General features: G+C 68.9%; 13 protein-coding genes and 1 tRNA gene. 8 read left to right on the forward strand and 6 right to left on the reverse strand.

Going from position 1 to position 12,742, the window contains the following annotated elements:
• The first annotated feature begins 40 nt into the window (after positions 1-40).
• Positions 41-125 (forward strand) — tRNA-Leu (locus test1122_RS01460).
• 194 nt (positions 126-319) lie between these two features.
• Here the strand turns inward: test1122_RS01460 and dnaK are convergent.
• Positions 320-2,182: a molecular chaperone DnaK gene (dnaK, locus tag test1122_RS01465; RefSeq protein ID WP_232267327.1), complete on the reverse strand. Its 1,863-nt coding sequence runs from the start codon at positions 2,180-2,182 to the stop codon at positions 320-322.
• Between the two features lies 1 nt (position 2,183).
• Positions 2,184-2,723 carry a J domain-containing protein gene (locus test1122_RS01470; protein WP_232267328.1) on the reverse strand — a complete coding sequence of 180 codons (540 nt, stop codon included), beginning with the start codon at positions 2,721-2,723 and terminating at the stop codon, positions 2,184-2,186.
• Between the two features lie 211 nt (positions 2,724-2,934).
• On the opposite strand from test1122_RS01470, the gene test1122_RS01475 reads away from it, so the two are divergent.
• On the forward strand, positions 2,935-3,360 hold the full coding sequence (locus test1122_RS01475) for an Hsp20/alpha crystallin family protein (RefSeq protein WP_277879785.1): 426 nt from the start codon (positions 2,935-2,937) through the stop codon (positions 3,358-3,360).
• Positions 3,361-3,437: 77 nt separating this feature from the next.
• Here test1122_RS01475 and test1122_RS01480 read toward each other — a convergent pair whose 3' ends face one another.
• Both test1122_RS01480 and test1122_RS01485 read right to left on the reverse strand, forming a co-directional pair.
• Positions 3,438-3,788 carry a MerR family transcriptional regulator gene (locus test1122_RS01480; RefSeq protein ID WP_232267329.1) on the reverse strand — a complete coding sequence of 117 codons (351 nt, stop codon included), beginning with the start codon at positions 3,786-3,788 and terminating at the stop codon, positions 3,438-3,440.
• A 290-nt stretch (positions 3,789-4,078) separates the two neighbouring features.
• On the reverse strand, positions 4,079-4,219 hold the full coding sequence (locus tag test1122_RS01485; RefSeq protein WP_232267330.1) for a hypothetical protein: 141 nt from the start codon (positions 4,217-4,219) through the stop codon (positions 4,079-4,081).
• A gap of 605 nt (positions 4,220-4,824) precedes the next feature.
• On the opposite strand from test1122_RS01485, the gene test1122_RS01490 reads away from it, so the two are divergent.
• The 5 genes from test1122_RS01490 (at position 4,825) to test1122_RS01510 (ending at position 8,806) form a co-directional block, all read left to right on the forward strand.
• Entirely contained in the window at positions 4,825-6,081 is a 1,257-nt protein-coding gene (locus test1122_RS01490; RefSeq protein ID WP_232271703.1) for an MFS transporter, read from the forward strand.
• A gap of 51 nt (positions 6,082-6,132) precedes the next feature.
• Positions 6,133-6,681, forward strand: coding sequence for a hypothetical protein (locus test1122_RS01495; protein WP_232267331.1), 549 nt, complete (start codon positions 6,133-6,135; stop codon positions 6,679-6,681).
• A 104-nt stretch (positions 6,682-6,785) separates the two neighbouring features.
• The gene (locus tag test1122_RS01500) at positions 6,786-6,947 is read left to right on the forward strand and encodes a zinc ribbon-containing protein (RefSeq protein WP_232267332.1); all 162 of its coding nucleotides are present in this window, start codon (positions 6,786-6,788) and stop codon (positions 6,945-6,947) included.
• Positions 6,948-6,956: 9 nt separating this feature from the next.
• Complete coding sequence (locus tag test1122_RS01505) at positions 6,957-8,072, forward strand: baeRF2 domain-containing protein (protein ID WP_232267333.1); 1,116 nt, start codon at positions 6,957-6,959, stop codon at positions 8,070-8,072.
• 26 nt (positions 8,073-8,098) lie between these two features.
• On the forward strand, positions 8,099-8,806 hold the full coding sequence (locus tag test1122_RS01510; RefSeq protein WP_232267334.1) for a DUF2267 domain-containing protein: 708 nt from the start codon (positions 8,099-8,101) through the stop codon (positions 8,804-8,806).
• Here test1122_RS01510 and test1122_RS01515 read toward each other — a convergent pair.
• Both test1122_RS01515 and test1122_RS01520 read right to left on the reverse strand, forming a co-directional pair.
• On the reverse strand, positions 8,781-10,061 hold the full coding sequence (locus test1122_RS01515; RefSeq protein WP_232267335.1) for an NAD(P)-binding domain-containing protein: 1,281 nt from the start codon (positions 10,059-10,061) through the stop codon (positions 8,781-8,783). The two genes, test1122_RS01510 and test1122_RS01515, sit on opposite strands and share 26 nt — an antisense overlap.
• Positions 10,054-11,346 carry a carboxylate--amine ligase gene (locus test1122_RS01520; protein WP_232267336.1) on the reverse strand — a complete coding sequence of 431 codons (1,293 nt, stop codon included), beginning with the start codon at positions 11,344-11,346 and terminating at the stop codon, positions 10,054-10,056. Before test1122_RS01520 ends, test1122_RS01515 begins: the two co-directional genes overlap by 8 nt.
• 168 nt (positions 11,347-11,514) lie before the next feature.
• Between test1122_RS01520 and test1122_RS01525 the strand changes: the two genes are divergently transcribed.
• On the forward strand, positions 11,515-12,723 hold the full coding sequence (locus tag test1122_RS01525; protein ID WP_232267337.1) for a glycoside hydrolase family 26 protein: 1,209 nt from the start codon (positions 11,515-11,517) through the stop codon (positions 12,721-12,723).
• The last annotated feature ends 19 nt before the right edge of the window (positions 12,724-12,742 follow it).

Genomic DNA, 12,742 nt, shown 5'->3' on the forward strand with positions numbered 1-12,742 from the left:
TGACGGCGTCGTGAGCGGCCAGGGCCGCGCGGCACCACCGGTCCGGGTGGCGGAATGGCAGACGCGCTAGCTTGAGGTGCTAGTGCCCTTTAACGGGCGTGGGGGTTCAAGTCCCCCCTCGGACACAGACCGTAACTCCCTCTTGTGCGGGTCGAGGCAAGCCTCGGCCCGCACAAGCTGTTTTCCGGGCTCGTACGCCCCGGCGGCGGGTGGGGGTATTGAGCCACGGCAGGCGACGCCTGCTGAGGGCAGCATCAGAACGCGAGGGCCGGCACCAGCTGGTGGTGACCCTCGCGTTGTCGGTCATGCGGCGGGACGGTTATGCGGGGCCTCCCTTCGCCGCGTCCTCCTCGTCGATGATTTCCGCGTCCACAACCTCCTCGTCACCGGAGCCCTCGCGTGCCTCCGTGCCGGTGGTTTCCTGCTGTTGCTCCTGCGCCCGGGCGTACAGGGCCGAGCCGATTTTCTGGCTTGCCTCGGCGACCTTCTCGGTCGCGGTGCGGACGGCAGCTGTGTCGTCGCCCTTGAGGCTTTCCCTGAGGTCCGAGACAGCGGATTCGGTCTCCTGCTTGGCGTCCGCCGGGATGTTGTCGGCGTTCTCCCGCAGGAGCTTCTCGGTCTGGTAGACGAGCTGCTCGGCGTGGTTGCGGGTCTCGGCGGCCTCGCGCTTCTGACGGTCCTCGTCCGCGTGCCGCTCCGCCTCACGGACCATGCGGTCGATGTCCTCCTTCGGCAGCGCCGATCCACCGGTGATGGTCATGCGCTGCTCCTTGTTGGTGGCGAGGTCCTTGGCGGAGACGTGCATGATGCCGTTGGCGTCGATGTCGAAGGTGACCTCGATCTGCGGGACGCCGCGCGGGGCGGGCGGCAGACCGGTCAGCTCCAGCATGCCGAGCCTCTTGTTGTACGCCGCGATCTCCCGCTCCCCCTGGTAGACCTGCACATTCACGGAGGGCTGGTTGTCCTCGGCCGTGGTGAAGATCTCCGAGCGCTTGGTCGGGATCGTGGTGTTGCGCTCGATCAGCTTGGTCATGATGCCGCCCTTGGTCTCGATACCGAGGGACAGCGGGGTGACATCCAGCAGCAGAACGTCCTTGACCTCACCCTTGAGCACACCGGCCTGGAGCGCGGCGCCGATGGCGACCACCTCATCCGGGTTGACGCCCTTGTGCGGCTCCTTACCGGTGAGCTCCTTCACCAGATTGGTCACTGCGGGCATCCTGGTCGAGCCACCGACGAGGATCACGTGGTTGATATCGGAGACCTTGATCCCGGCGTCCTTGACCGCCTGGTGGAACGGTCCCTCGCAGCGTTCGAGCAGGTCGGCGGTGAGCTGCTCGAACTGCGAGCGCGTGAGCCGCTCGTCCAGGTGCAGCGGGCCCTCGGACGAGGCGCTGATGTACGGCAGGTTGATGTTCGTCTCGGTGGTGGCCGACAGCTCGACCTTGGCCTTCTCCGCGGCCTCGCGTAGCCGCTGGACCGCCATCTTGTCCTTGGACAGGTCCACGCCGTAGCCGTTCTTGAACTGCTTCACCAGGTGGTCGACGACCCGCTGATCCCAGTCGTCGCCGCCCAGGTGGGTGTCCCCAGAGGTGGACCTCACCTCGACCACGCCCTCGCCGATGTCCAGCAGCGACACATCGAAGGTGCCACCACCGAGGTCGAAGACCAGGATGGTCTGGTCGTTCTCCTTGTCCAGGCCGTAGGCCAGCGCCGCGGACGTCGGCTCGTTGATGATCCGCAGGACATTCAGACCCGCGATCTCCCCGGCCTCCTTGGTCGCGGTGCGCTGGGAGTCGTTGAAGTACGCGGGCACGGTGATGACGGCGTCCTTGACGTCCTCGCCCAGGTAGGACTCGGCGTCGCGCTTGAGCTTCTGCAGCACGCGAGCGGAGATCTCCTGTGCCGTGTACCTCTTGCCGTCGATGCTGCCCGACTCCGGGAAACGCCAGTCGGCCTCACCCATATGGCGCTTGACCGAGCGCGCCGTGCGCTCCACATTCGTGACTGTCTGACGCTTGGCGACCTCCCCAACCAGCAGATCTCCGCTCTTGGCGAAGGCCACTACCGATGGTGTGGTCCGCGAACCCTCCGTGTTGGCGATGACGCTGGGCTCACCGCCCTCCAGCACGGCGACCACCGAGTTGGTTGTCCCAAGGTCGATACCGACCGCTCGTGCCATCTCAGGTCTCCTCCTCCGACCATGTCACGTGCCACCAGGCGCGGGCCGGTGTTGGGGACGCCGACTCCCACACGGGCACTGGGCTTCCGGCTTTGATCGGGGCGGCAGGGTTCACAGCCATCCGCCTCCTGAGATCCATCGCGGGCCCCATAGGGCACCGCCGCGTCGAGGCCTGATCGCTGTGTACCGCTGTGGCGGCTCCACCCGGACGGGACCGCCGCAGCGGCGGCTCGGTCACGGGTCCGCCTGCCGGGGCTTGTGGGGTATCCATGACCCGCACCCGGACGGGACGGCCACGCGGAGCGCTGGGCTTGCGATTCCTGCGGTCGCGCTCCGCGTCGTAGGCCGATCGCTGCGCCGGGTCATGGAGCGTTTCGTATGCGTCCACCACTTCGGCGAAGCGCTCCGGGGCTTCCGGCTGGCTGGGCCGGGAGTCCGGGTGGAGCGAACGCACCAGCGTGCGGTAGGCCGACGTGATCTCCCGCGCGGAAGCCGACGGCTCTATGCCCAGCACACCGTAGTGGTCCCGCCACGCCGCCACCGCGATCACCTCCCGTCTGCCGGGACCGTCGCTCAGAGTCAGGGGCCGCTCCGCATGAAACCTCTAACACTTCTTAGATAAAATCTGCGCAGGACATTGTCAAGGCGCCCACAAAGAGGTATATGACCCATAAGGGACACTACCCGCCATAAGGTACGAGTTGGAAGCTGTCATACGTTGAGACTGTCATACGTTGAGAGGGGTGTGACCGATGGTGCTGATGCGTACCGATCCCTTCCGCGAACTCGACCGGCTTACCGAGCGTGTCCTGGGGACGGTCGCCCGTCCGGCCGCCATGCCGCTGGACGCCTACGAGCATGACGGCATGTTCACGGTCCACTTCGACCTGCCCGGTGTGGAACCGGACTCGATCGACCTGAACGTCGAGCAGAACGTCCTCACGGTGCGGGCCGAGCGCCCCGCCCCGGTGGGCGCGGACGTGGAGCTGGTCGTGGCCGAGCGTCCGCGCGGTGTGTTCAGCCGACAGGTCTTCCTTGGAGAGACGCTGCAGCTGGACAAGATCGAGGCGAGCTACGAAGCCGGCGTGCTCACGGTGCGGATCCCCGTCGCCGAAGAGGCGAAGCCGCGAAAGATCGAGATCAGCAGCGGTGGTGGGGCGAAGCAGATCCCCAGCTGACCGCCCAGGGACGAAGCCCGAGGTTGCTGGCCCGCACGGGCCACCGCCTCGGGCTTTTGACGCCGTCGCCCCGCGCCTCAGCTTCCGTCGCCGGTGGACTGACCGACCGAATCCCCCTCGGCGTCACCGCGCTCATCCCCGCCCCGAGCGGCGGCCAGGTCCGCCTCCAGGTCCTCAACCCTGGCCTGCAGGGCCAGCACACGCCGTACACCGGTCAGAGTGAGGCCCTCGCGAGTCAGCCTGATCACCTCAGCCACCTGGCTGATTTCCCGCCGGGAATAGCGCCGCTGGCCGCCTGCCGAGCGGCGCGGGACCACCACCCCCTGCTCATCGAGGCGCCTGAGGAAGGCCACCTGCACATCGAGCATGGCCGCGACCTGCCCGACCGTATACAGCGGAGCATTCACGTCATCGATCGGCAGCTCCACCACGGGTCTCCCATCCACAAACCAAGGAGAAAATCTGCGTCCCAGCTTACAGGTTTCCTCCGCAGGAGATGGTAGCCGCAGCGGAGATGACCGACCGCCGCGGCCGTGTGCGTGTGCGTGTGCGTGTGCGTGTGCGTGTGCGCATAAGGGTGGCCCCCACGGCGTGTGGAGGAGAACCGTGGAGGCCATGCCTGTTGCGCCGCGAAGCGCAACTCAGTCTTCAGGGTAAATCGCCCCGCCCCGGGACCAGCAATTACCCGCTTACGGATTCCGGCCGCACGAAGCCACCTTTATTGCTCGACCTCTCCCTCATCCGCCCGGTAAGTCCTGGTCCACGTGGCACCGCAGCGGCAGTCAGACTGCTCCAGCAGCTCGCCTTCCTCGGTCACAGCCAGACCGCGGCTGATGCGGACGTGAACATGCTTACTCATAACGGGGGCTTCCTCTTGAGGGACGTTTCTTACCCATGTAAAGGAAGCGATGATACAGGAACCCAGCGACGCTCGAATATTGGAATATGCCGTCACGGAATATCAAGAAAGAAAAACGGAAAGTGAGCTCGGATGGCGTCGTGGCGACAGATGGGCGGGAGCGGAGTCAGTCATTGACGGGAGGTAATAGTAGGCAGGGGACAGAGTGCGGGCGCAGGGGTGTGAGGAAGGACACCCGCGGTCCTGAAGGCTTGTGCGGCAGGGGAGTTGGGGCGCCGGGGGCGGGCCGTGGCAAGGCAGTCAGTTCCAGTGCCGGGGAGCATCTGTGAGCATGGGGGATCGCCGGGCCCGCACCGTTGCGGAGCCAGCACGCCGAGCCGCTGTCTGCCGCTCGACTTGCCCCGAGCCCCCGGGCGGGCCCCCCGACCAAGCCTTTCACTATGCCTTCATCTTCTGCGATGCCCTCTTCTGCTGCCCCTGTCCCTGATACCGCCCCCGATCCTGCCGAGTCCGCGCCGCCCTCCAGACTCCGCCTCGCCCTGCGCCGCCGGAAGGCCGGGCAGGGCGAGGACCGTAAGCCGTGGCGGTGCCTGCGGTATCCCAGCATGCGACTGTGGTCCGCCGCGAATCTCGTCTCCAATGCCGGCACCTGGATGCAGATGGTGGTCCAGAACCTGCTGGTGCTCCAGATCACCGGTTCCGCCGCGCTGACCGGTGTATCGGTGGCCGTGCAGGCCGCGCCCGGCCTGCTGCTCGGCCTCGCGGGCGGTGCCGTCGTGGACTCCTGGCCCCGTAAGCTCACCGCTACGGTGAGTCAGGCCGTGCTGGGGCTCGTCGCCTTCACCACGGCCTCTCTGGTGGCCTTCGACATCCTGAACGTGCCACTGCTCCTGACGCTGGCCGCGGTCACCGGACTGATCGCCACGGTGGACGGTCCGGCGTGCGCGCTGCTGGGCAACGACCTGGTGGAGGCCAAGGACGTACCGTCCGCCATCGCGCTCGGCTCCATGGTGCACAGCGTCGGCCGTCTGGCCGGCACCGCGCTGGCCGGTGTGGCGGTGGCCTGGTTCGGCACCGCCGCCGCGTACGCCGCCAATGGGCTGTCGTTTCTTGTGGTCGCCGCCGTCATTCCGTTCCTCCGGCCGGTGGCCAAGGCGCTCGATCGCCCCGCCGAGCCCGCCGGGGAGAAGCCGCAGCGGAAGAAGCGTGGCAGCTCCCGTGAGGGGCTGGCGTTCTTCCTCCGCAGGCCACAGCTGGTCGCCCTGGCGGGGATCACCGGGCTGGCCGCGATCTTCGGCCGGAACTACGGGCTGACGCTGGCCGTTCTGGTCACGGGTCCGCTGGCCGGCGGTGCGGGGGACTTCGGAACCGTCTCCACCGTCCTGGCCATCGGCGGCATGACGGGAGCGGTGCTCGCCGGACGGCTGCGCAAGCCGTCTGTCCGGCTGGTGGCCACCCTGGCCGCCACCGGGGCGCTGCTCCAGATCGCCGCCGGACTCTCGCCCACGCTGTCCGTGCTGATCCTGCTGGTGGGCCTGATGGCCATCGCGGAGTCGGTCTCCGATACCGCGGGCGCCACCGTGCTGCAGACGGACCCGCCCGCCCATATGCGTGGCCGGGTCCTCGGGGTCTGGCGGAGCGCGAGCACCGGCTGGGGGCTTATCGGTCCTCCGCTGCTCGGTGTGCTCATGGAGCTGGCGGGTGCCCGTGGTGCCCTGGTCATCGGTGGCCTGGTCATCATTGGTGCCACCGGTGCGGGCGCGCTGCTGCGCAGCCGCCGCCGTACCGAGCCCGTGGCCGTGGTTCCCGCCCCGCGCCGGCCCGCCTCCGAACCGGTGCGGGAGCTGGCCCAGGTGGCCTGAGCACGGGCCGCCGGTGAACGGGAATCTGCCCACTTCGACCTCTGGACCACAGTGACTGTCAATCTCTCGTCCGTCATAGCCGCCACTACCCGGTGGCTGACCCGGGCCTACCCCGCGGCGGAAGGCGCGCTGAGCGGCACCCTTGCCGAGGCACAGGCGCGGCAGGCAGTCACGGTCGCGGCGTGGCTGCGCTACCCGACGGCCGTGGACGCCGAGCTGGTCATGGTGGTGGGGCCGGGCGGTTCCGGACGGCTCGACCAGCTCTGCGGTGCCGACCCCTCCGGGTCCGAAGACGGGGAGTACGCATGGCGCACCTGGGTGGATGAGGTCCTCGTCAGCTGGGCTGCCTGCCTGCTGACATCGCCCGCCCTGGCGGACGCCGCGGTGGCCGAGATCACCGCCAGTGAGCATGCGAGCGGTTCGCCCGTCGCCTTCCGCCGCCTGACCGCACCCGATGCGCTCGACCGGGCGGCCGCGCCGCTGCTGCGGCATCCGGATCTGCTGGCTCCGGTCGCTGATCTGCACCGCGCCGAGCTCCGGCGGCGTCTCGGCCCGGAGCAGGACCCGGACGGTGACCCGGAGAGCATCACGGCCGACTGACGGACCCGCCCCTCCGCGGGAGCGATGTCGGCGTTTCACGTGATGCGCTCCGGGGACCCGATTGCCGGGTTCGCGAAGCGGGACACCGGCAGGAGGTGGCCGCTATGACGGCCAAGGCGGGCGAGAAGGCCCAGAAGACAGGCGACTTCTACTGCGCCAAGTGCGATGGCAAAGTCCATGTGCAGCAGGGCGACAAGATTCCGAAGTGCCCGAATGGCCACACGGAATTCGAAACCCGGCGCCACGAGCCCGATACGAAGACATAGGGCCCGACGATGAGACTGTCCTTCCTTGAACCGCTGTACGCGCGCCCGGGCCCGTATGCCTCGGTCTGTCTGGACACCTCGCGTGACATCGACGATCCGGAGAGGGCCATCGAGCTGCGCTGGCGGCATCTGCGCGACGATCTGGTGGAGCAAGGTGCCGATGACGGGACCGTGCAGGCCCTGGCGGATGCGGTGGGCACCGACCGGGATGTGCCCGGACGGCACGGGCAGGCGCTGTTCGCGGCACACGGGCAGGTTCTGCTGTCGGAGGAACTGCCCGAACCACCGGCACAGGACCTGGCACGTTTCGCCCCGCTGCCGGAGGCGATGCCGCTGGCCCTTCAGCACGCCCCCGACATCACGTACGCGGCCGTCGTCATCCACCGCATCGACCGGCGGGACAGCGGCGCCGACCATGATGAGCTGGACGTGGATCTCCAGATCGGGCAGTGGCCGCTCAGCAAGGTGCGGCCGGGCGCCCGTGTCCACCGGCACTTTCGTTTCGCGTCGGACGCGTGGCAGGAGGGCGCGGCACGGGTTGTCGATGACCTCGTTGATCCCACGCGTCAGGACGCCGTCGAGGCGGTCGTCGTCTGCGGAGAGGTGTGGGCGCGTGGCGTCCTGATCAACCGCATGCCCGTAGCCCTGCGTGAACGTGTCGAGACGCTGGAGGAGGACGGCGGGCGGACCCGGGAAACGGACCGGGCGCTGCTGGAGGAGGAACTGAACGGCCTGTTCCAGGGGCGTATGAATGACCAGGACGCGGCTTTGACGGAGACATTCCTGGCCCAGCGTGCGGCCCGGGGCGGGAGTGAGGTGGAGGGGAAGGCAGCGGCCATCGAGGCCTTGCAGCGTGCTCAGGTACGGGCCCTCCTCATCAATCCCGCCGCGGACTTGTCGGAACCGGTGTGGGTGGGTGCGGAGCCGGCGCAGATTGCTCTGGCCGCCGCGGACCTCCGGCATTTCGGGGTCGGCGCCGTCGCGGAGCAGACGGCCAGCGCCGCGCTGCTCCGCGCACTCGTCGGCACCGGTGCCCAGCTGGTCGTGGTACCGGACGAGCGGCTGACGATGGACGGCCGGCTGGGCGTCCTGCTGCGCTACACCGAACGCCACGCGGCGCCGTGACCTGAACGGAGCAGGAAGGGGAAGCCATGATCACTCATGAACGGCTGGTCGAGACCGTCGCGACCGAGGCCCAGCTGAACCGGTCGGAGGAAGCCACCCATGTGGCCAGAACGGTCCTGGCCGACCTCAGCCTCCGCCTCGGCATGCCGGACCGACGGCGCCTGCAGCGAGCCCTGCCCGCCGCCGACCGCGACGCCGCATACGCCACCGTCCCCACGCGGACCGGTGGAGCCGTGGAGTTCTTCCACGACATCGGCGAACATCTGGGCACCCCACCCGAGCGCGCCCGCTATCTGGCCAGGACCGTGCTGTCCACCCTGCGCGCCTCCGACCCCGAGCTCGTGGATGACATCGGCGGGCACCTCCCGCCCGACATCGCCGAGCTGTTCGCCGAAGCCGAGCCCGATCCCGCGCGTCAGCACCCTGCCACGCCCGCCCCGGCGCCGCTGACCGTGGAGGAGGTGAACGAAGCCCTGCGCATCCGGCCGGACTGGAGCGGCGACACCCGCCGCCTGGAGCGCACCGTGACCCTGCCGGCCGACCGCGTCCAGCCGCTGCTGCGCCGGGTCAAGCTGAACACCCGCGACCTGGGCCATCGCTTCGACTACCGCGTCGCCGGGGGGACGATCACCTTTGTGCTGTACACCCGCTCGGTGGGGGCGGTCACCGAGCCGGATCTGCGGCTGGCCGACGCGATTGACGCGACGGTCAACGCCTTCGGATCGGGCGGATAGACGCGGACAGAGCCTCACGAGGCAGCGGCCCGGCCGGGTGCGGGACGTGGGTCCCGCGGTGGCTGCCCAGCCGCCGCCGTACGCCGTCGACCAGCCGCCGCGCCGTAAAGGAGGCGCCGTAGACGAAGCGCATCGACGGCCCGAAGGACGGCGCGGTCAGCAGTCCGGCGAAGAACAGCCCGGGCAGGGATGACTCAAAGCGAGCGGTCAGTTCTGGGGCCCGGCTCCGTCCGACGGTCCGCAGCGTGTCGCGCCGCATCGGCTCGAGCAGCTGGAGCCGCCGCAGATCGGGGGTGAAGCCCGTGGCGGCGATCACATGGTCGGTCTCCAGTGTCGTCGTCTCTCCGTTCGCGCCGGTGAGCTCGAGCCGTACGCCCGATCCGGCGGGTCCGGCCGCCCGCAGCTGATGTCCCAGCAGCACGGGGACCCCTGCCTCGAAGCGTTCACGCAGCCACCAGGCGCCGGCCGGCCCCAGTGCGGTGGCGGCGATACGCACCCGTGTGAAGGCCGGGAGGCGGCGGACCGCCCAGGGGATCTCCGACCAGACCCAGCTGGGCCAGCCGGTGCCCAGTCCGCAGTGCGGGTCACGGAGGGCGCGCAGTGAGCCGCGGTGCAGGGGCTGCGGCGGGGTGTTCCAGTTGATGCGGTCGGCGCGGGCGACGATACGGGCCCGGGCGCCCTGTTCCGACAGCAGCGCCGCGGTTTCCAGGGCCGCCTGTCCCGCGCCGATCACCGTGACGTCCTTGCCCCGGAAGAGCGAGAGATCGCGGTGGTGGCTGCTGTGTGAGACGAGTCCGGCGGGCAGCGAGCACAGCGCCTCAGGGCGGTTGACGAACGGCATCACCCCGACCGCGAGTGCGACATTGCGGGCAAGAACGCTCTCGCCCTCCGCCGTCTGCACCAGGTAGCCGTCGGCGTGCGGCCGGACCGCGGTGACGGTCTGCTCCTCGATCCTCGGTGTGGCACGCTCCCCGAACCACAGGCCGTAGTCGGTGAAGGTTCCGATCGGCAACGGGCTGCCATGCTCCGCCGTGAGATTCCGCTCGGCGCAGTAGGCGGCGAGGGTGTGTTCCCCCGAGGGGTCGGACAGATTGGACGACCAGGGCTCGGACTTGAGGAACATGCCCTCAGGCATATGGTCCCGCCATGACGCCATGGGCCGGCCGAAAACACGCAGCTCCAGTCCGGCTGCCGCAGCGTGTGCGGCGACCGACAGCCCATAGGGGCCGGCGCCCACCACTACCAGGTCATACATGGATGGTTCCCGCTCTCTCATCGTGGGGGTGTCGCAGGGTCGTTGTGCTGGCCGGCCGGGTGACTGCCGTTCGGCACAGCCCCTTTCGTACGCCTCGGGCCAGCCAGGCGGCGGCCATGGCGAGGAACGGCACCGGATCGTCGGCGGCGAACCAGGCGGTCTCCGTGGAGCGGACGCCGCCAGCGGCGCCCGCTGGCGGCCGGTCGTCCGGTGGCCGCGTCATGGTGGCGGAGGCCAGCGAGGACAGCACCGCGTAGTTCTCCACCAGAAAGATCCGGCCCGGTGCGCTTCTCAGCCGGGGAACGGCCCGGCCGGTGAGGTCCAGATGCAGGGCGCGCACCACATCGAGGCCGGACCGGTCGGTGAAGAGGCGGAACTGCGCGCCGGGCCGGGGGTTGAAGTCGAGCAGATGGTAGGCGCCGGTGGAGCTGTCCAGCCGGAAGTCAAGATCCAGGATTCCCCGGTAGCCCAGCTGGCCCGCCAACCGGCACGCGGAGTCCTCCACCTCGGTGTTGGGCAGCCATCGGCCCATCGCTGTGAGCCCCGTACGCACCGGCCATGAGCGCTCCTTACGGCCCGCTCCGCCGATGAGGCAGACCGCGCCGTCCGTGAAACAGCCGTGGAAGAACCAGTCGGTCCCGCGTCCGCCGGGCAGATGCCGCTGAAACAGCAGTCGGCTGCCCGCCTGTTGGTTCCGCTCGTACAGCCGCTGGGCCTCATCCGGGGTACGCACCAGTGTGGTGCTGCGCAATCCTGCCGCTGGCGGCAGCAGCCAGGGGCGGCTCCACTTCGCCACCATCGGCAACCCGAGGTCCTCGGCGGACGCGACGGCCTCGGCCGCGCTGTGCGGAATCACGGTCGGCGGATGCGGGATGCCCAGACGGCGGCAGAGCCCGGCCAGCTCCGCCTTGTCGGCCACCTGCTCGGGCAGCCCGGCGGGCTGCGCGGGCAGCAGGAACCGGTCCATGAGCCGGTTGGCAAGGTGCGCCACGGCGATCGCGCTCAGATCGTCCATGGGAATCAGGACCGCCGGCCGGCCAATACGCTCGGAGATCTGACGCAGCGTCTGAAGCAGTGGCACACCCGGCGCACCGTCCTGGGGATGCGTGTATGTCCGGTGCAGATACCGGGAACGGCTGACGGGACCGCACGCGGGTTCTGCAAAGACGTGCACCTCGATTCCCGCGCGTCCCAGTGATCTGACCGCGCCCAGGGTGCCGTGGTGAAAGGGATTCCGATCGAGCCGGAGCAGCAGGACGGGCACATCGGTGTCGAACGATGACATGGCGGTGAGTCCTTCACTTCGGTGGGCCGAGCGGGGGACGGAGTTCGCGAATGGGCTATGGATAAGCATTCGGGCAGCCCGTCAGGAAGATCTCCTGATTACTGTCAAAGGCGTGACCGCACCGATCCAGGAGCATGCGGAAACGGGAGCGTCCGGAAAGGAGTCACCATGTCCCACCCACGCCGATGGCTGGCGGGCGCCTGTGTCGGAGCGATCACGGTAGGCCTGTTCTTCAGCACCACCCTCACCACCATCCAGGACAGCGGTCACGACATCACCGATGGCCGTAACGGGTCCCCGACCCCCGCACCGTCCGCTCCGGCATCCGCCTCGGCCTCCCCATCGGCACCCGCCACCGGGGGCACCGCGGCCATGGGGGCATTCCTCCACTCGGGCCCGGAAGGCGTACGCCGGATGGCCGAACTGCAGAGCTGGCTGGGCGGCGCGGAGCTGCGGGTGGGGCACACCTATCTGCCCGGTGACCTCTGGTCCAATATCGAGGGCCGGCCGTCCTTTCTGCAGGCCTGGGCCCAGTGGCGTAAAGACGATGACGACCGGCTCTTCGTGCTCAATGTCCCGATGCTGGAGCGCAATGAGGAAGGCGTACCCGATGCCGAGGTCCGGCGGCTGCTCAGGGCGGGCGCTCGGGGCCGCTTCGACCACCACTTCCAGAAGCTGGCCGACCGGCTGGTCCGTATGGGCGTTCCCGACACGGTGATCGTGCTCGGGTGGGAGATGAACGGCGACACCTACACACACCGCTGCGGCCCGGACCCGGAGGCGTGGAAGGCATATTGGAAGCGCATCATCACCACTATGCGCTCGGTGCCGGGCCAGAAATTCCGATTTGATTTCGCGCCCAACCGCGGTGAGGACGCCATCGCGTGGACCAAGTGTTACCCGGGCGATGATGTTGTGGACATCATCGGTATGGACTCCTACGACCAACCGCCCGGAAAGACCTTCGACGACCAGGTGAAGCAGCCCTACGGGCTCCAGCACCAGGTGGATTTCGCCGCCGCTCACGGCAAGCCCATCTCGTACCCGGAGTGGGGGCTGTTCCGGAACGGCGACAACCCTGAGTACATGCGCCGGATGCTGGAGTGGATGGACGAGCACCAGCCGCTCTACCAGACCATCACCGACTACTGTCCGCACGGCGTGTGGCAGTGCCGGGTCAATCCCAGGTCCTCGGCGGTGTTCCGGTCCGCGCTGTCCCCGAAGACAGCCCCCACGCCTCAGCGGGACCCCGAGCCGACCCCGGTGCCCGACGCGGCGCGCGACCCCAGCTGTAAGCCGCTGGAGCTGGGCGAGTGGGTCGAACGGTGGCTCGGTGACCGCAAGCTGTGCATCCGCCTCGGCTGGAACAACGGCTGACGGTCGCGGGGCCCTTCCG

Origin of the sequence: Streptomyces gobiensis (genome assembly GCF_021216675.1) — a bacterium.
Lineage (GTDB): Bacteria > Actinomycetota > Actinomycetes > Streptomycetales > Streptomycetaceae > Streptomyces > Streptomyces gobiensis.